Genomic DNA, 19,081 nt, shown 5'->3' with positions numbered 1-19,081 from the left:
CAAAGGGCAGTGCGCTCTGCGCAATCGCCCATCTCGCCTTAAGAGGTGGCAGATAGCGTTGACAACGACGTTGAAAGCTCCTCCAAAGCAACACGCAGGCAGACATAAGGGGGTGGGTTGTTACTACTTATGTTAAAAAATTGACTCGCCAACCAGGAAACGAATAACTATTGAAGCCGTCTAACTTGTTAAAATATAGTTGCCTTCGCCAAGCAAGTGAATTAGGTTTTAGGGGCGTCGTCTATGACTGGCCCGCTTTTATCTACAAAATTTCATATTCCGTCAATCCGCTCATTCTTAGTGAGGCGCGATCGCTGCCTTTTGCAGTTGAATCAGGGCATCGGATGCAAGTTAATCTTGATTTCGGCTCCCGCAGGCTTTGGCAAGACAACATTGTTAAGCGAGTGGTCGCGTCAAGCCAAGATGCCCGTGAATTGGCTATCCCTAGATGAAAGTGATAACGAACCCTCACGATTCTGGAGCTATTTTATTGCTGCCCTTCAAAAGTTTGAGAGCGAACTAGGAGAATCAACTTTGGCAATGCTTCGCTCAACGGAGCCTACTTCGTTCGAGTTTTTCCTAATTTCTTTAATTAATGAGATTGCCAATCTCCAAGATGACTGTGTCGTGGTTCTGGATGACTATCACCTCATCACTGCTCGTCCAATTCATTCGGTACTTACCTTTTTACTGGAGCATCTGCCGCCCCAACTACACTTAGCGATCGCTTCTCGCGTCTTACCGCCTTTGGGTCTGGCTCGACTGCGTGCGAGTGGTCAATTGACTGAACTGCGAGCAGCTAATTTACGCTTTACCGATGCAGAAGCAGCTGCTTTTATCAACCAATCAATGAAGCTCCATTTATCACTAGAGCAGATTTCAGCAATTCAGGCGCGGACGGAAGGATGGATTGTAGGGTTGCAGTTAGCGGCGCTATCGATGCAGGGTGCTCAAGACATCTCGACGGTCATTGAATCTTTAAAAGGGACTCAGCATTACATCCTGGATTACCTGGTTGAGGAGGTGCTAGATCGCTCCTCCAAACCTCTCCAGTCTTTATTTGTCTGTTGCAGAAGCACGGGATACGCTGGCTTCTATTATACGTCAGAATCATCGACTTGTTGAACTGGTTCAGGATCTACTGCTGCTGTCGAGATTGGATCAGCAAACCCAGGCAACACAATGGCTACCCTGCTGTCTCAACGTTTTGATTAATGATATTATCGAAGAGTTTTCCGCGTTAGCGAGTGCAGCCAATTTGCAACTAACATTTTCTATGCAATGCCATCAGCCGTTATATGTCATAGGAGACGAAGACCAACTTTTACGTGTGCTTTCTAATTTAATTGCTAATGCCATTCAATATACTCTTGCTGGCGGTTATGTAAATGTAATTCTCAAGCGCAACAACGGTAATGCGGTGATTGAAGTTCAAGATACGGGCATTGGCATTGCACTAGGTGAGCAAAAGCGGATTTTTGACCGTTTCTATCGCGTGAATAGCGTTAGCGAAGCTCCTCCGTTAGGAGGCTCGCTCACGTAGCACTGGTGGATCTGGATTGGGATTGGCGTAGACGCGGAGCGGCTTGCCGCAGGCATCGCGCAAGCTATTGTTCAGGCACACAAGGGGAGCATACAGGTGCAAAGCGAACTTGGTAAAGGTAGCACCTTCATCGTTCGCTTGCCCCGTTATCAAACATAGGGTCACTGTAGCGAAACAGAAAAACTGTACGCGCTCGCTCAAAATTGTTTCTTTGTCTGCCTTCCATCAACTAAACTCCAAAGTGTTCGATTCAGCAATCTTCCTTGTCGTCATAATGACTGCATTCGTCTACGCCCTTAGCCACATCTGCCAGCAATTCATCGGCTAGGTGCAGCAACGTCGCTATCCGCTCATCGCTTAGTTGATAACGGACAAAGCGTCCCTGTTGAAAGCAAACAACCAGCCCACAGTAGCGCAGACACCCAAGATGGTTGGAGGTATTCGATTGACTTAGACCCGTTGCTTTGACAATTTCTGTGACTGTTAACGAACCAGAAGAGCGCAACGCATTGAGAATAGCTAGGCGCGAGGGGTCAGAGAATCCCCGAAACAGTTTGACCTTGAGATCGGTTGCTTGAGTTTTGGCGATTTTAGTTTTGGCAGTCATCGTCAAAGCCCTAATAAATAGATTGACATATTAGCAGACACTGATGTATTTTTTATATATCAGCTGCAGCTGATATATAGTGTGTCGAGCCATGTAATTTTACTCGACTGTCGATACCATGATTATAGGTTGATACCTGGATCATAGTCTTTGTTGTTCTTTTGAAGAGGCTAGTAACATGTTAGCCAATACTCCCCAGCTGCTTGCCCAGAAGGCGGCTGCGATAGAAATACTTCTGAATAAAGGTGTGAAACGTGAACAAAAAATTTTTACTTGCTCTGCTAACAACCCCAACTCTACTGAGTTCTATAATCCTGAATGTCAATATTGCTAGTGCCGCTAACACGCTACCATAAGCAGCAAACCATAGATTTGTGCTTACTGTACGGCGGTATGTTCTCATTCACGTTGTGTGTCATCCATGGAACTAGCATCCATTCAAAAAGCACCATCCACTCAAAAAGCTCCTTTGCGTGAGGTAGTCTTTCAAAGACCAACTCAAGTAGCCTATGCATCACAAAATATGTAGTGAGACAATACATCGGTAATTTGGGAAAAGTAGACAGCGGACGAAAAAAATTCAGAGGTTTCTTAATAAGCCACAACTTACTCAAGGACGAAACCATCTTGAAACAACTTACGGTTGATAATTTAGCAAATTATTTAATTTAATCTTCTTAAACCTTGGGAAGCTGTTTTTGACAATGCTCACTTCAAGTTGGGATTCAAGAAACTCATATAAATTATTAACCGATGGACAGGGTATTTAGCCATGAACTCTGGGTAAACTAGAGTCAAATTAATGTTTTTATACGCTTATGTTTTTATAAAACATAGTCATATAAAATAAAGTGATATAAAAGCTTTAGAGATTGGGAAAATCGCTCTTCATTAGGCAGAGTGGAGGAGAGTACTGCATTGGTGGGCTATCACCAAGCGGTTCATTTCTTCAACCAGTTTCGCCTAGATCACGGAACAAATTTCCAAGCTTGAAGAAGGCGCATCTAGTGAACAAAAAAAATGTCAAAATTATAAAAAGATAGTTATTGTAACAGCATTTTACTATCCGATATATTTGTATATAAAGTAATAATATAGAGTAAATAAAAAATGTAAAAGAAGCAATATTACCTTCAGTCAAGCTGGGAAATGAAACTGGGGAATAGGTGTAGCAGTTCCAGCCTAATTAGAACTAATTCATAAAGTATATAAAGACAGCAATCAAATGAGGAGGACTAAGCATGACTACAATAGCGACCAAAATAGCATTTTCTGTTCTAGGAGCCGCAGGAATTAGTCTTTTATCTTTGACACCAGCAAGTGCCACGATCTTGGTAGAACCCATCGTGACGACGGTGAATGAAGATTTAATAGAAACGAGAACGCTTGGATCAGAATTTCAACCCGGGCTAGTCGTGGAATATGGTGTCCCAAATATAACTAACAACTTGCTAAATGCCACTGGGCAGAATATCGGAAGCTTCGTCTATAAATTAGAAACCATATTTTATAGTAATCCGAATTCTACTCCATCGTTTGATAATGAGCCGGTGCAGTGGGGAGATGTAGATGGAGATGGCAAGATTGGTTTCTCTAGTGTCCCAGGTCTAAGGGATATCTTTACAGACGTTACCGTCACAGATAGCGTCATCACGTTTAGTGGTGGCGTAATACCAAACGGAACCGTGTTTTTCACTCAATCCAAAACCCAGCCCGATCTAACCCCTGGTGGTGGGATCATTCCACCAGCACCGCCCCCACCAGCCGATCAAGATGGACCGATCCGGGTGAGTAGCTTTTACACCACCGTTCCTAAACCTACTGCTGTTCCCGAACCCACTTCCGCTTTAGGTCTACTGGTCTTTGGCACCTTAGGCATAACTTCGATACTACAGCGTAAACTGAAGCAGCATAAAACTACTGAAACCATACTGCCTAATAGCTGACTTATAAAGCCTTTCTTAAGAGGCTAGACGATTTAGTAATGGTTTTATTCACCATCTATTAGACATTTTGGGCATTTTAGTACATTTGCACAGCGAGAAGCTCAGGTTAATCGATTGCGGAAGGGCAAGCGAAAACAGTTTGTGGATGAAGTCGTGACCACCAGCTAAGAGAATCACTACCTAACACAAGAGCGGGACTCCTAATGCTCAGGTAAAAAGTTTCAAACTAGTGTCAGGCAGTGCCTCTCAACAGGGAGTATCTGTCGTAGGGCAGGCTTTACTTCTATATCCCAGTTCCTGGGACTCGTTGTTTTTAAAACAACAAAATTTTCTCAAATTACCAACACTTAATCTTTAAAGGTATGAAATTCAAGTCATTTGCCCTTACATTTCTCACTTTCTGTGTTGCCGCTGTTTCTGGAACCAAAGCAGCAGAAGCTGCATCGTTGTCCGTGGTTGCCGACTATCTTGATAACCCACGGAATATGGATTGGGATAAAGACGGTAATCTTTATCTGACACTAAGTGGTCGCGGGGGTGACGGACAAGACGGAAGATGCATAGCATCACCTAGCGCGCAATATATCCCTTTATGTGCTGGTTCTAATGGTGGCGTGATCAAAATTGCGACCGACGGTACAAAAACAAATTTCCTCTCGAACCTTACGTCCATAGCATTAGTGCCTTCTGGTGAACAAGCTGCAGGACCAGCAGACTTCAAATTTGATTCCCAAAGCAACGCTTATCTTTTGACGGGTCTTGCTGGCGATCCAAACAACCGCGATACCGTGTTAAAATCGCCTGACCTGGGCAAACTATATAAAGTAGACTTAAACACTGGTGCGTTGACAACTCTTGCCGATTTTGCCCAGTATGAAGCCCAATATAATCCCGATAGCACTGATTTCATTTCTAATCCCTATGCTTTCACAATTAAGGGTAATGATGCTTTCGTCGTTGATGGGGGTGGAAACACGATATACCAAGTGGGACTCGATGGCAGCGGTATCAAGAACGTAGCTGCGTTCCCTCAGCAACCAATACCAACAAATCAACTCCAATTTCCAACTCTTCCTGAGGGGACAGTAAACCCAGATCCGGAAAACTTAGGACTACCCCCCGGTTTTGCAGTTGCTGAAAATGGTCTTCCGGTATCACAACAATCAGTACCTACAGGCGTCGTAGTTGCTCCAGATGGTAGTTTAACAGTAACCGAATACACTTACTTCCCCTATGCAGAAGGTGCATCACGTGTCTTTTCAGTTAATCCCAATACTTTGCAAGCACAGGTCATCGATACTGGCTTTACACAGCTGACTGGGGCGACATATGACTCTGAGGGCAATTTGTATGTGTTGCAACATATCAATCAGGCAGAATGGAAGGCAATTGAACAGGGCGGTAATATTATCGGTGACCCAAGTGGTTCTATCATCAAAATTGCTAAGGATGGTACCAAGGAAACTATCATCAGTGGTAATGGACTAGAGGCGGCTTCTGGATTATTTTTCGGTCCTGATGGTAATTTATATACCTCAAACCGTACCAGACTCGTAGCAGGGGAACGAGGAGGACAACTCATCAAGATTGATCCTAGATCATCGACGAAAGTCCCCGAACCTACTTCTGCGATCGGTATATTCTTAGCCGCTGGTGCTTTAGGTGCTGCAGTGCGTAAGCGCAAACGCCAAGAAGAAGTAGGCGAAGAGTTGCTATCTAAGGTAGAAATTCTCTAATTCCTCGCTCCTTAAACCCTTGTCAGGCAATGCTTATGAATTGAGCTGTTGCCTACGTGAGGCAATAGCTTGCATTCCAAGATTCTCAGGCTATGCCTGAAAATAAAAGTAGTTCAGGAACGAGCATAAATCATACAACCAAGACTTCATCATAGGATTTGTAAAAAATTTGCCAATCGCCTTAATCAGTGCCGGATTCGCGGTTTTGGCAACAGCTGCCCAAGCCTTGCTCAACGTTAATGTGTTGTAGGAACTAACTCTGATCCGGGTGAGTAGCTTTTACACCACCGTTCCTAAACCTACTGCTGTTCCCGAACCCGTTTCCGCTTTAGGTCTACTAGTCTTTGGTATTTTAGGCGTAACTTCGGTAGTACAGCGTAAACTTCGACTAAATATCTAACGTCTGCCTCTTGGAGATCGAGCATTACGCCGCTCTTTTCGGAGAGCGGTAACAAGCAAGCAGCCAATCCCGATGTTGATTGCCACATCTGCTAAGTTGAAAACCGGAAAATGAATCAGGCGAAAGTCCAGAAAATCCACTACTTGAGCTTTTACGAAGCGATCGATACCGTTACCCAAAGCCCCTCCTAAAATGCAACCGTAACCCGCCTGCTCCCAATGACCGAGGTTAACACGTAGCGCCAGCACAACTAGTGCCAAACTCACTCCTAAAGAGAGCCATCGCAGCCATTGAACTCCATTGGAGAATAAGCCGAATGCAGCGCCTTTGTTAGTGACATAGGTCAGGTGAAACACTCCTGGAAAAAGCGGCAGATTCTGACCCAGATCAAAAAATTGAACGACCAACAACTTGGTGATTTGATCGATGGCTAAACAGAGAAAACCCGCGCACCAAAAACCTTTATTCTTAACTCTTATCCTCACTCAGTTCAGTCCTACCTTATAAAAACAACGTTTGGGGAGTAACCTGCTTTAACTAACTTGATGGTGTGGGAAGTATTTCAGGTTCATTGTTGATCGACAGCAGAAATTGTATTAAATCAGTTTGCTCCTGGGGAGTAAAGCCTGCTTTTTCATAATTCTGCTCCTTTAATAATCTGGTTGGTAAAAATGCGGGTCATCGCCTTGCTCCAAAGCGCGACTCCCGTGCAGCGTCGCGCAGGATGTCGATCCCGCCCTTCACGGCGATTGCGGCGATCGCGACACCGACGACCAGATCAGGCCACGGCTGACCGATCCAAGCGACCAGCCCACCGGCGACCAGGATGCCCAGGTTGGAGATGAAGTCGTTGATACTGAAGGTCTGGGCCGCACGGAGGTTCACATCGGCATTCTTCAGGGGCTTCAGCAGCTTGAGGCAGAGCAGATTTATCGCCGTCGAGATCACGCTCATCACGATCATAACGGTTCCAACTGGCTCGGTGTTTGTTATGAAACGACGGGTCGCGTCGCTCAAGACTCCGATTGCGAAGACGAGCAAAAGCACGCCCGACACACGCGCCGCGATAACTTTCAGCCTTGGCGAGCGGCTGATCGCGAAAAGACTGATCGCGTAGACAGCGCTGTCGGACAAGTTGTCCAAGGCGTTAGCGATTAGACCACTGGAGTCACTAAGTACGCCGGTTACAGCCAGCGAAAGCGACAGTAGCAGATTCAGTCCCAGAACCTGAAACAGAACGCGACGCTTCCGGGGCGTCGTCGCATCAACGGCTTTGTCGTTCATGGCGAGTTTCCATCCAATTAAAGATAATTTGGAAAATTGTTTCGTCCAACAGATTTCTGTACTTTCATGGCTTCTTACTTGCTAGCAGATGCAAATGAAACGGAAGATTTTAGGCTTGAGGTTGAAGATTCAGCGATCATATCCGCACTTTGATGGGCGATCGCCGGACGATAAGCGCGTTCTGTGATTTTTATGCCAATCTTTTACGGGTAATCCGTAAGCCATTGGCGATCGCTAAAAGTTCACTCGCCTCGTGAGCAAACACAGCAGCCGTAATTCCCAATAGACCAAGCAGCGCACCGGGAATCAAAACCGCCAACACCAAAATTGAAAACACAATGTTTTGAAAGCTAATCTGTTGGCTAGCTTTGGCAAGTTTCAAAGCATAAGCAACCCGACTGGGGTCATCTCCCATGAGCGCAATATCGGCAGCTTCAATCGCCGCATCTGTCCCGGCTGTCCCCATCGCTAAACCAACGGTTGCGGTTGCCAGTGCCGGAGCGTCATTAATGCCGTCTCCTGTCATCGCAACCGGACCATACTGCTGTTCTAGTTCTTGAATGGCTTTTACCTTGTCGTCAGGTTTGAGGTCAGCTCGAACTTCGTCAATGCCTAATTCAGCCGCGATCGCTTTAGCTGTGCGGGCATTATCTCCCGTCAGCATTGCCACCTTGACCTGCATCTTATGCAGTTGTTGAATCGCACGTTTAGCTTCTTTCCGGGGTTCGTCACGAATGGCAAATAAGCCCTGAATGCGGTCTTTTGTTCCCGCTAGAACAACTGTCTTTCCCTCTGCTTGCAAACGCTCAATTTCGGGTTTCAACCTTTCTAAGGTAACACCCATTTGCCGAAATAGCCCAGGACTGCCCACATAAATCGTCTGCCCTTCAATGTCGGCTTTCGCGCCTGCGCCCGTGAGTGACTGAAAGTTCTGCACCTCTGTAATGGTAACGCCTTCTGCCTGCGCTTTCTCGACAATGGCTTTGGCAAGCGGATGTTCACTCAGATGCTCAATGCTGGCGGCACTACGCATCAGTGAGGCAGTTTCATTCGTGGTCGAAAGGACATTGGTGACAACGGGTTTGCCACGAGTGAGTGTCCCTGTCTTGTCAAACGCCACAACTCGAACCTTTGCTAGGTTCTCCAGATGAATGCCTCCTTTGATCAACACACCTTCCTGACCGGATCGCCCAATCGCCGCAGAGATTGCAACAGGAGTAGAAATCACTAATGCACAGGGAGCAGCCGCAACGAGCAGGACTACCGCACGAACTGCCCAGGTTGTGAAGTTGGCTTTAATGAGGAAAGGAATAACTACCAACAGAAGTGCAACAACTAGGACGCTGGGGCTATAGCGGCGTCCAAAGCGGTCAATCCAGCGTTGAGCACTTGATTTGACACCCTGGGCTTCTTCAACCGTTTGAATGATTTTTTGTAGAGAGTTGGAGGCAAAGCTTGTCGTCGCCCGAACTTTGAGGACTCCGGTTGTATTAATCGTTCCAGCAAAAACTTTGTCACCAACTGCTTTCTCAACTGAAACTGACTCACCCGTCACCGCCGCCTCATCAATGCTGCTGGCTCCCTCTACAATCTCACCATCAGTCGGAATGCGTTCACCGGGACGTACCAGAAACACGTTGTCAATTTTGAGTTCCTTCGCAGGAATCCGCACTTCTCCCGTGTCCGTTAAAAGAGCAGCAGTTTCTGGTACTAAGTCTAGAAGAGCGCGAATGGCGGTGCGAGTCTGGGCAAAGGTGTATTCTTCGATCGACTCCGCTCCAGCATAAAGAAACACTAGGAATGCTGCTTCAAACCATTGCTCTAAGATGACCGCCCCTAGTGTGGCAAAAGCCATCAGCGCTTCAATACCAACTTCGCGCTCCTCAATGAATTCTTTCCAACCTTCCTGCGCCCAGTAATAAGCACCAATCAAAATAGCAAGCCCAAAGATGCTATTGGGAACATAGACCGGAACATTGAACTGACTCACGAGCCAGCCAGTCACCAAAAGTGTCCCTGCAATTAGCGCATTGCGAATCGGTGGGAAGGTGTACCATAGTCCAGAAAAGCCTTCGACCTCATCCAAATCGTCATCAACTGCCTGCGCTTGGAGTTCCTCACGCTCATCTCGTTCAGTCATAGCATTACACCTTAGCTACTAATTCATCATATCAGCAACTAATGATATATTGAGATAACATCCTTGAGTTTATGTGTATGCTTACCAATGCCATACCTTATATAGTCACAAAGGTTTTTGAGTAGATGAACAAAAAATTTTTCCTTGCCTTGCTTTCCAGCCCTGCACTGTTTGCGTCTATGATATCTATGGTGATAATGAGCCAACCAGTTAGTGCAACTCAAACAGTAACTTCTACGGGAACCCGTCTTTCCTGTGTACGTGACCCTCACTCAGCAACTCATCGCCTGGTATGTATACAGGTTAGCAAAACTACAGCGACTGCCCCTAAAACAGAGGTGAAGGTAGCGCGGAACTTCCAACCAAATCAAATCACCTCAGTGGAATTCACCGATGAAGAGAGTAATACTTCAATAGCCTTGTTTGGCTGCGATTGCGTAGTGTGCATAAATGCTCTTCGTCAAATGCGAGGTCAAACTCCTATACCAGTCTAGTGGACTAGTAGTGCAGTGCGGCAGAGTACATGTTGTACTCTACCGCTTTTGACGTGAAGTCGCTGTAGCCAAACGAAACAACTGTAAGCGCGGACACTGTACTGTACGTTCGCTTATTTTTGAAGGGAGAGAGGAATTAATGCCTGACAGGGTAAGGTTTCAATGGGATTGTGGATCAGCTAAAAACCCAACCGTGTAATACGTGGAAAAGGGGGATTGAGAGCCACGGGGTAATACATGGTAAACCCAGCCGAGAAAATTCGTGTATTACATGGAGAATCAATTTATGAGCGAGCGTATTACATGAATCTAAACAGCGCCGTGTAATACACGAATGGCTAATATTGAAATCGGACTTCAATTCCGTGTGTTATTCTTTATAAATGGAAAAATTACGTCGAAGTACCCATCGGAGCTACTTGATAAAGGGACTCTGGCATTTTCATTAAAGAAAGAATTTGTTTTTGAAGCGCGTTAATTGGTGTGATGAAGATGTTAGAATCGGGTAAAAAATAGAGAGTTAAATTACAAAAAGCCTTGAGCATCTTCTCTGCTGATGGACGCTCAGTCTTTCGTTTTGGATTGCCATCGTAAAGACCAGCCAAAGATTGTTGAGTTTCTACAAGTGCCTGCCGTACCACAAACTCCATTAGGGTAAATACGCGCAAAGCTATGTTCAATAAGAACATCAAGCCAATGATTCGGTCAGTATTTTGAAAGTAAATGGGTAGGGCAGGTAGAGAACCACGTTTAAAACGGTGAAACCCTCGCTCTAAGAGCCATTCATCCCGGTAATACATGACAGCAAGTGATAGACTCAGTTGAGCAATTGGGGCATTAGTGACATACAGTCGCCATCCTGCCAAGGTTTCTGCTTCTTGAATTGCAGCATCTTGAAGCTGGATATGAAGTTGAAGACAAGTACTGGTTATCGATTCAGTGGGAGAATTTTTTGATGGTCGTCCCCGTCCAACATGACGAGTCTGTTGAATGATTTGTTCTGTAATTGTCGTGTTGAAGAAATCTTTGACACGATAGCGCTCAAGAATGTTTTCTACTTTATGAGCTAATGCTTGTGGATCTTCTGGTGGTTTAGCGGCTAATTTATTGAGAGCTGTTTGAGCACTATTGATGCGTTGCTGTTGACCACGTATTATTGATGCTGCAAGGCTAGGGGAATAAACTACCAAATAGCGTTCATGCCAACGTACCCACTTATTGGTTTCTTCGTTGAACCAAAACTTGCCTAACTCTACTTCAAAGCCCTTGCCCACGGCTGGTTCTTCTTCATCTTGTCGCGGTAAATGAATGGACTGGATTTCTGCTGGTGGGTTTAGTACCCATTGCTTCAAATATTGGGGGTGTTGCCCACTCATGGGGACAGGAACGCAGTAGATACCACCTTTGGCGGCAATTTGAGCGCGAGTAGCAATCGAGCCGGCTTTGCAATCAGCAATGAAGACAAAGTTTTTGTGCCCAATTACTTTGACCATTTTTTCCCAAGTGGGGAAATATAGTGGGTCATCGGCTCCATTACCTTCGAGGGTGGCGCTGATTAATGGCATTCCCATTGGGTCAAGAGTTGCCAGTAGTTGACGGTATTGTAATAAATCTGGGCGTTTATCTTTGGAATAGCCATAGCGCAGTAGATTTTCTTCTAAGGAATCTCCTGGAGTATGATTTACGCTAAAACTAGTTGTATCAGTTCGTACCACATCTGTTGGTAATTCGTAGGCATGAATCAGATGCCGTCCTAACTTTACCTCAATCTCCAGCCTTGCCTCTGATTGCTTACCTAGCTCTTCGACTACCCTTGCCAATCGGTCATCAGTGGTATCTTTTTCCCCTATTGACCACCCCGTACTTAACTCTAAAATCGTTCGATGCCTCTGCACCCAAAGTTCCACAGCACACAACCGATGGTCTGATTCGGTGATGATGTATGTTAATAACAATACACTCAATTGACCGTAGCTCAGTCCTTGGTGGTTTCCGTGTGGTTCTTTCAGTTTTTGGTCAATACATTTAGCAATCTCCATCTGTTTAAGCCACTGCACTATTACGGGAATATCGTCAATGCGCTCAGAATTTATTTCCACCGTTTTTCGACCTTCACTAATACAGAAACCGGATTGATACTCCTGTGCTAACTAGCTGGTTAGTACGGCAATAAAGTGATTGAGGGCTTTAAGTGCTGCTTTGTAGCCTGGAGCCTGCTTACCCAATCTTAATTGTAGTAAAACTTGGTCACGTAAAGTTTCCAGTGTTGCCACTGTCGATGGGGTAGTCGCAAGTTCAACAACAGTAGTTTTGTTTTGATGTATCGGCTCTTTTTCCCGTGTAATACTTGGGTTGGCATTCCCTCTCATCAGTTGTTCCAAGTAGTCAGATCTACTCATACCTAAGCATTCGGCAGTGATTCCCAAAGCCTTCCAGGTTTCATCAGTCAATCGGACTGAGCGCACTAGACGATAGTCATCATTTTTAAGTGCAAACTTCCCTTGAATGTCCCGCTTTAACATTACTGTGATTCCGTGTATTACACCATAAGTTTAACGCGCTTATTGATGAAGGCTAGAATGTAACTTGTGTATTACACTAAGGAGACGTTAACGACAAATCACTTCCATGTATTACACGGGAGAAGAGAAATCAGGTGTCTCCGTGTAATATATGGGGGTCTGGCTTCTTTTTCCAAGTATTACACGGTCTTACCTTTTGACGATCCATAATTCTTTTGTTTCCTTACCCAGTCTTGAATTAATTCCTCTCACCCTTCAAAAATGAGCGAACGCACAGACTGTAAGCTATTCCAAGTAATTTTTTCAGCTATGAGAGCGGATTCTGAGCAAGCGAGATGAGTTAGCAAGAATACCCAGGTCGGGCAGGGATTGTGCAGCTGCTGCTACGATGGGTGGTAGGAAGCCTAGGGCTGCCAGTGACAATCCTACAAGGTTGTACAACGCGGTGAAAGCGATGTTCCCTTTCACCACCTTCATAGTGCGGCGGGCAATTCTAAATAGTTCGGGTACAAGTGTCCAATCGTCGCGCAGCAGCGCTACGTGTGCAGCTTCAATCGCCACATCGGTTCCTGCCGCCCCCATAGCGATGCCGACATCAGCTTGCGCTAATGCTGGAGCATCGTTGACGCCATCTCCCACCATAACGACAGTATGACCTTTGGCTTGATAGGATTTCACAATGGCAATCTTATCTTCTGGCAAGAGGTTGGCGCGATAACTCACTCCTAAGTGTCCAGCGATAGCAGCAGCAGTCCGCTCATTATCACCAGTTAGTAGTTCAACATGCCGCACACCAAGTTGATTCACGGCAGCGATCGCCCCAGGAACTTCTGTTCGTAAAGTATCAGCAGCAGCGAGAATGCCAGCTAGTTTGTCATCTATCGTTACGAGCAGTAGTGTTTTTCCTTGCGCTTCCAGTTCATCAGCAATCGGCAAAGAGACTGCTGTTGGCATCATCCGTCGATTACCGACAGTCACAGCATGACCATTCACTTGTGCTCGCACACCCATACCAGGAACGGCGACAAAATTAATAGGCTCATGCAGAGTTAGTTGGCTTTGTTGGGCTGAATTCCGCACAGCCAAAGCTAGCGGATGCTCTGAGTAACGTTCAGCAGAAGCAGCAACGAGTAGTAACTCAGACTCAGAAATGTTTCTCAACGGTATCACATCAGTAATTTGCGGACGCCCCAAGGTGAGTGTCCCCGTCTTGTCAATCAACAACACGTCCGCACGGTCAAGAACCTCCAGATATTTACCCCCCTTAATCAGCAAACCGCGTTTGGCACCCGCGCCGATGGAAGCGAGCATTGCAATCGGAGTTGCCAGAGCTAAGGAGCACGAGCAGGCTACAACTAATACAGCTGCTGTTGCTAAAGGATCGCGACGCACCGCGAAGGTGAACGCAGCAATACCCATTACGACTGGCAGGAAGTAAGCCGAGAACTTGTCAGCTATGCGCTGCACATAAGCCCGGTGCATTTCGGCTTCCTGCACTAGCTTGATTACCCGCCCAAAAGTCGTGTCTGCACCCACATGAGTAGCACGAATACGCAGACTGCCCAGGCTCGCTAGAGTAGCTGCAAACACTTTGGCATTAGGACCGACCTCAACGGGTATGGACTCGCCTGTAATAGCCGCTTGGTCTACTGTGGCTTGACCACTAATCACCTCCCCGTCCACGGGAATCTTGTCGCCAGGTCGCACAATCACTGTCTCGCCAACCTGAACCTCACTCACTGGTAAAACCTGTTCCACACCATTACGTTCGACTCGTGCCATCTGGGGAGCCATCGCCGTCAAGTCTTTGACTGCGCGGCGGGCGCGTTCAGCAGTGAAATTCTCAGCATACTCCCCGATGTACATGAAAAACACAACGATTGAAGCCGTAGCCCATTCTCCCACTGCCAATGCAGCTATGACGCCAAGGGTCATTAGCGTGTGAGAGGTGATTCTCCCTCTAAGCGTAGTTCGGATGACGTTGCGGAATATCGGATAACCCCCAATTAAAACGATGGCTAAGCCAATGGGCCACGGGACGTACTTGGTCAAAGCTTCAAAGAGTCCTAGTCGTTCGCCCACCACCGTGATGAATAGCACTGCACCAAAGACAACGCCAAACAAGACCAGAATGGTTCTAGTGAAATCACCAAGAGGTTTCTGTTTTGGCTCGTCTACAGTTTCCGTCGGAAGCGAATACCCAGCAGCTTCTACTGCCATACGGATGTCCGTTAAACTCACTTGTGCCGGATCAAGCCGGACGACAGCTTTCTTAGAAGACAAGAAGACATCAACTGACTTAACACCAGGCAATTTCTCGATAGCGTGCTGGACGTGTCGCGCACAATCAGCACAGTCCATGCCGTTGACAACAACTTCAAGAGTTTGCTTTTTAGATGAGTCAGGCGTGTCCACAGTTGGTGTGAGGATTGAATAACCCGCAGCTTCTACTGCCTTGTGGATGTCTACTATGCCCACTTGTACTGGATTAAACCGTACAACCGCCTTCTTAGAAGACCATAAGGCATCTACTGACTCAACACCAGGCAACTTGCTTATGGCATTCTGAACGTGTCGCGCACAATCGCCACAGTCCATACCGTTAACGAGAAACTCTTGGGTTTGATGTTTGGATGGACTAGGCAAGTCCTGTATTGGTGTAGGGATGGAATACCCGGCAGCTATCACAGCGGAGCGGATGTCCGTTAAACCCACTTGTACTGGATCAAACCGTACAACCGCCTTCTTAGAAGACCATAAAGCATCAACTGACTCAACACCAGGCAGTTTTCCGATAGCGTGCTGGACGTGTCGCGCACAATCGGCACAGTCCATACCGTTGACAACAACTTCAATAACTTCAATGGTTTGTTGGTTGGACATAACTAGCCTTCCTCTAAACAGTTGTAGCGAGTGCATTCATAAACTCCTTTCGCCACATCCGCTAGGATCTGATCGCTCAGATGCAGAATTGTGCCGACCCGTGGATCGCTAAGTTGATAGCGCACGTAACGACCTTCCTGCTCACTTCGGACTAATCCACAATCTCGCAAACACCCAAGGTGGTTGGAGGCATTTGACTGACTCAGACCAGTTACCGTTGCAATTTCAGTTACAGTCAGTGAACCAGAGCGCAGCGCGTCAAGAATGGCTAGCCGCGAAGTATCAGAAAAACCGCGAAAGAGCTTCGCTTTCAAGCCGATAGCCTGAGATTGAGCATTAATCAGCATTAGCTTAAGTTGCCAGTTGTTAAGGCGTATTTCAATTACATTATCATATCACTAGATGCTGATATGAACAAGGTAATAAAAAAGGAATGTCACAGAACATAGCCGAATCTCAGACTGGCACTTTCAGTTCAAGAAACATCAACGATTGATTTTTGAGAACTGATTTTCGGCAAGACATCCAAAAAAGTTGATGCGCGACTGATAACTTCGGAAAATACTACTTCATACTGCGCGAGTGCTTGCTCAAACGAAGATTATTAGTAAGTTAAACTGTCTCCCCTTATGACCTAGCCCAGCAGCTAGGGCAGAATTGGTATATAAATCCTGCACCGCAGCCGATAGAGCAAGAGGTGATTCGGTCATAACAACTATGCCGCCGCCACTCTGTCGGATTGCTTTAGCTGCTGTGCCAGTGGCGGGAACACTTGCCACTATCGGGCGACTTATTCAATCAATGCGAATTCGCGGGGGGATTTTTTCATTTGACCGCTTTGGCTACAAGCTGCAAGAGCATTTTCATAACAGACGGCTTGCACCTTGCACATGCGCTTATGGAATTAAGCGCATGTGCATCAGTTGGGCGCTCTTTGGCACAGCAAGCAGATCGCTGAGCCAATTCCTAACAACTTCCCTTCAAAAGGTTTACCTTTCAACATTCTATTCCAGTAGATATAGGGGAAGCCATATTTTTTTAGCAGCCACATACTGTACCGCTCTCTAGTTGGATCGATTGGAAATGTGGGGTAAAGCTTGTTGTCATAACCAAATTCGGCAAGTACTACCTTGTCGTATCCTGTAGTTATTGGACAGCAAGTATAACCGTTGTATTTTTGAGCGAGGTTTTTTGAGTTCATTAAAGCCAGTAAGTTATGAACAACAACTGGCGCTTGTTTTCTCACAGCAGCCGCTGTTTTTGATGTCGGGAGACTCGCTGCGTCACCCAAGCTAAAAACGTTGGGGTAAACATTGTGCTGTAGCGTGTGTTTGTTTACATTAACCCAGCCTTGACCTGCTCCATCAAGTACAGCTAATTTGCTCTGTTTGATAAAGTCTGGTGCGCTCATAGGTGGCGTAATATGGAGTAAGTCGTATTGGATAGCTATTTCTAAGACACCCGAATCTGTTGATACATCAAAAATTGCTGTTTTGGTATCAGCTTTGATTTCTTTGAGATTGTGTTTGTATCTCACATCTATCTGTTTGCGCTCTACTACAGAAAGCAGTGTTTCCGCGAATTCTTTTACACTGAAAATTACCCCCATAGCTGTGCAAAACATGACTTTTGACTGACGGCGAACCCCTTGTTTCCTAAAGGCATCATCAGCCAAATACATAATCTTCAGTGGCGCTCCTCCACATTTAACGGGAGTATTAGGGTAAGTGAATATAGCATTACCGCCTTTGAAGTTCTTGATTACTTCCCAAGTGTAAGGGGCGTATTCATAAGCATAATTACTGCAAACGCCATCTTGCCCAATTGCTTCTTTCAGCCCTTTAATTAAATGCCAATTAATTTGAATACCCGGAGCTAAAACCAAATATTCATAACAAATACGCTTTCCCTCCTGAGTAATAACTGTATTGTTGTCTGGATCTAACTGAGCTACACAGTCTTTGAGCCAAGTAGCACCATCAGGGATATAGTCTTTTTCGTCCCTAACTGTATCTTCAGCTTTGTAGATGCCGCCGCCAACTAGTGTCCAAGCGGGTTGATAGTAGTGTTTGTCTCTTGGTTCAATAATGGCAACATCAAGCTGCTGATTTTTTTTCAGCAATTGGGCAGCGACTGTGATGCCGGAAGCTCCACCCCCGACAACTACAACTTGGTGCTGCACGCTTACTGCGTCATTTAAAATGGCTGATTTGTGAGCCGCTGGCTTAGCTAGCGCTGACATGATACTTTTCTCTCCTTTAAAAGTCGCAAACGAAATAACGCTTGGTTGACCTTAATTATTCTTCATTCATAAAATAATTAAGGAAACGTGAAAACAGCAAGTTGTCTTGTATACCGCATTGAAGCGAATAATCCGCTCACGATCTGCTGTTTTCTGCTTGCTGTCAGGATGGAACATCTTGACCAAGCGGCGATAGACTTATTTAATTTCCGCTTGGCTTGCATGAGGATAAACGTTTAGGGTGAGCGCTAACTTACAGTAGCGGGTACTCGTGGCTCCAAATCTTGAAACAATGACGTACTCAAGTAGCGTTCTCCAAAGCTGGGCTGGATCATCACAATCAATTTTCCTTTATTTTCCGAGCGCTGAGCCACGCGGATCGCCGCACACAACGCCGCCCCAGTAGAGATGCCAGACAGTAGACCTTCTTCTTTTGCCAACCGCCGACCGTAGGCGATCGCTTCCTCATTAGTAACGCCAATCACTTCATCGAGCAATTCAACTCTGAGGACTTGGGGAATAAACCCAGCACCAATGCCTTGAATTTTGTGTGGTCCCGGCTGTCCTCCTGCCAAAACTGGGCTACTTGCGGGTTCTACGGCGATCGCTTTAAAACTTGGCTTCCGGGGTTTGATTACCTCCGCCACGCCGGTGATCGTGCCACCAGTGCCGATCCCAGCCACGATCATATCTACCTGCCCGTCTGTATCTGACCAGATTTCCTCTGCTGTTGTCTCCCGATGAATCCGCACATTTGCTGGGTTGCGAAACTGTTGCAGCATATAAGCATGGGGCGTGGTGTCAACTATTGTTTGCGCTCGGCGAATTGCACCGTTCATGCCTTCAATTCCCGGCGTAAGTTCTAGTTCTGCTCCATAAGCTCGCAACATTGCTCGCCGTTCAGTACTCATTGTATCCGGCATCGTCAACACTAGCCGATACCCTTTCGCCGCCGCCGCCATTGCTAAGGCAATTCCCGTATTGCCTGAGGTGGGTTCGACCAAAACCGTCTTATCAGGAGAAATTAGCCCCTCAAGCTCTGCCGCATTCATCATGCTCACACCAATCCGATCTTTTACCGAGGCAGCAGGGTTCATGCTCTCAAGTTTCACTACAATTTGCGCGACACAACCCTCTGCTTGCGGGATGTTGTTCAGCTGCACCAAGGGAGTACGACCGACTAATTCTGTAATGTTTTTGGCAATACGCATGGCTTTAATTAGTTGTTAGTTGTCAGAAAAATTATCAATTGTGAAGTTTTCCGCCTAACCAAAGCAGGAACTA

The 19,081-nt window shown here is 46.1% G+C and carries 16 protein-coding genes and 2 pseudogenes; 6 read left to right on the top strand and 12 right to left on the bottom strand.

What is annotated here, in order from left to right; translation table 11 throughout:
- Positions 1 to 243 precede the first annotated feature (243 nt).
- Both ICL16_RS08495 and ICL16_RS08490 read left to right on the top strand, forming a co-directional pair.
- Positions 244 to 1,125, top strand: a complete 882-nt coding sequence (locus ICL16_RS08495; protein WP_190826402.1) for a MalT transcriptional regulator family protein — start codon at positions 244 to 246, stop codon at positions 1,123 to 1,125.
- Positions 1,073 to 1,702: pseudogene (locus ICL16_RS08490) on the top strand (sensor histidine kinase); the annotation flags it as partial. The gene ICL16_RS08495 and the pseudogene ICL16_RS08490, both read left to right, overlap by 53 nt.
- A gap of 91 nt (positions 1,703 to 1,793) precedes the next feature.
- Here the strand turns inward: ICL16_RS08490 and ICL16_RS08485 are convergent.
- On the bottom strand, positions 1,794 to 2,150 hold the full coding sequence (locus ICL16_RS08485; protein ID WP_190826401.1) for an ArsR/SmtB family transcription factor: 357 nt from the start codon (positions 2,148 to 2,150) through the stop codon (positions 1,794 to 1,796).
- Between the two features lie 1,241 nt (positions 2,151 to 3,391).
- Here ICL16_RS08485 and ICL16_RS08480 point away from each other — a divergent pair.
- From ICL16_RS08480 to ICL16_RS46700, 3 genes are all read left to right on the top strand, one after another.
- On the top strand, positions 3,392 to 4,096 hold the full coding sequence (locus tag ICL16_RS08480; RefSeq protein WP_190826400.1) for a hypothetical protein: 705 nt from the start codon (positions 3,392 to 3,394) through the stop codon (positions 4,094 to 4,096).
- Between the two features lie 362 nt (positions 4,097 to 4,458).
- Positions 4,459 to 5,832 carry a ScyD/ScyE family protein gene (locus tag ICL16_RS08475; RefSeq protein ID WP_190826399.1) on the top strand — a complete coding sequence of 458 codons (1,374 nt, stop codon included), beginning with the start codon at positions 4,459 to 4,461 and terminating at the stop codon, positions 5,830 to 5,832.
- A 268-nt stretch (positions 5,833 to 6,100) separates the two neighbouring features.
- Positions 6,101 to 6,232 carry a hypothetical protein gene (locus ICL16_RS46700; protein ID WP_273038559.1) on the top strand — a complete coding sequence of 44 codons (132 nt, stop codon included), beginning with the start codon at positions 6,101 to 6,103 and terminating at the stop codon, positions 6,230 to 6,232.
- Here the strand turns inward: ICL16_RS46700 and lspA are convergent.
- The 3 genes from lspA to ICL16_RS08460 form a co-directional block, all read right to left on the bottom strand.
- Complete coding sequence (gene lspA, locus ICL16_RS08470) at positions 6,229 to 6,711, bottom strand: signal peptidase II (protein WP_190826445.1); 483 nt, start codon at positions 6,709 to 6,711, stop codon at positions 6,229 to 6,231. The two genes, ICL16_RS46700 and lspA, sit on opposite strands and share 4 nt — an antisense overlap.
- A 199-nt stretch (positions 6,712 to 6,910) precedes the next feature.
- On the bottom strand, positions 6,911 to 7,516 hold the full coding sequence (locus ICL16_RS08465) for a cation diffusion facilitator family transporter (protein WP_190826398.1): 606 nt from the start codon (positions 7,514 to 7,516) through the stop codon (positions 6,911 to 6,913).
- A gap of 190 nt (positions 7,517 to 7,706) precedes the next feature.
- On the bottom strand, positions 7,707 to 9,656 hold the full coding sequence (locus tag ICL16_RS08460) for a heavy metal translocating P-type ATPase (protein WP_190826397.1): 1,950 nt from the start codon (positions 9,654 to 9,656) through the stop codon (positions 7,707 to 7,709).
- Positions 9,657 to 9,781: 125 nt separating this feature from the next.
- Here ICL16_RS08460 and ICL16_RS08455 point away from each other — a divergent pair, with 125 nt between their 5' ends.
- On the top strand, positions 9,782 to 10,150 hold the full coding sequence (locus tag ICL16_RS08455) for a hypothetical protein (RefSeq protein ID WP_190826396.1): 369 nt from the start codon (positions 9,782 to 9,784) through the stop codon (positions 10,148 to 10,150).
- Positions 10,151 to 10,542: 392 nt separating this feature from the next.
- Here ICL16_RS08455 and ICL16_RS08450 read toward each other — a convergent pair whose 3' ends face one another.
- The 8 genes and pseudogenes from ICL16_RS08450 to cysK all read right to left on the bottom strand — a co-directional run bounded on the left by ICL16_RS08450 (position 10,543) and on the right by cysK (position 19,008).
- A complete protein-coding gene (locus tag ICL16_RS08450) occupies positions 10,543 to 12,249 on the bottom strand; it encodes an IS1634 family transposase (protein ID WP_190826395.1) in 1,707 nt (568 codons plus the stop codon).
- 51 nt (positions 12,250 to 12,300) lie between these two features.
- Entirely contained in the window at positions 12,301 to 12,672 is a 372-nt protein-coding gene (locus ICL16_RS08445; RefSeq protein WP_190826394.1) for a hypothetical protein, read from the bottom strand.
- 303 nt (positions 12,673 to 12,975) lie between these two features.
- Positions 12,976 to 15,555 (bottom strand): heavy metal translocating P-type ATPase, encoded by a 2,580-nt coding sequence (locus ICL16_RS08440; protein WP_190826393.1) that lies wholly within the window; start codon positions 15,553 to 15,555, stop codon positions 12,976 to 12,978.
- A gap of 2 nt (positions 15,556 to 15,557) precedes the next feature.
- A complete protein-coding gene (locus ICL16_RS08435; protein ID WP_190826392.1) occupies positions 15,558 to 15,902 on the bottom strand; it encodes an ArsR/SmtB family transcription factor in 345 nt (114 codons plus the stop codon).
- A 243-nt stretch (positions 15,903 to 16,145) separates the two neighbouring features.
- Positions 16,146 to 16,334, bottom strand: coding sequence for a hypothetical protein (locus ICL16_RS08430; protein ID WP_190826391.1), 189 nt, complete (start codon positions 16,332 to 16,334; stop codon positions 16,146 to 16,148).
- Positions 16,335 to 16,474: 140 nt separating this feature from the next.
- The gene (locus ICL16_RS08425) at positions 16,475 to 17,797 is read right to left on the bottom strand and encodes an NAD(P)/FAD-dependent oxidoreductase (protein WP_190826390.1); all 1,323 of its coding nucleotides are present in this window, start codon (positions 17,795 to 17,797) and stop codon (positions 16,475 to 16,477) included.
- A 105-nt stretch (positions 17,798 to 17,902) separates the two neighbouring features.
- A pseudogene (locus ICL16_RS45455) lies at positions 17,903 to 18,091 on the bottom strand (J domain-containing protein); the annotation flags it as partial.
- Positions 18,046 to 19,008 carry a cysteine synthase A gene (gene cysK, locus ICL16_RS08420; protein WP_190826389.1) on the bottom strand — a complete coding sequence of 321 codons (963 nt, stop codon included), beginning with the start codon at positions 19,006 to 19,008 and terminating at the stop codon, positions 18,046 to 18,048. The pseudogene ICL16_RS45455 and the gene cysK, both read right to left, overlap by 46 nt.
- Between the last annotated feature and the right edge of the window lie 73 nt (positions 19,009 to 19,081).

It is taken from the genome of Iningainema tapete BLCC-T55 (assembly GCF_014698965.1).
Lineage (GTDB): Bacteria > Cyanobacteriota > Cyanobacteriia > Cyanobacteriales > Nostocaceae > Iningainema > Iningainema tapete.
The sequence above is the reverse complement of the archived record's forward strand: the minus strand, read 5'-3'. Positions and strand labels throughout refer to the sequence as shown.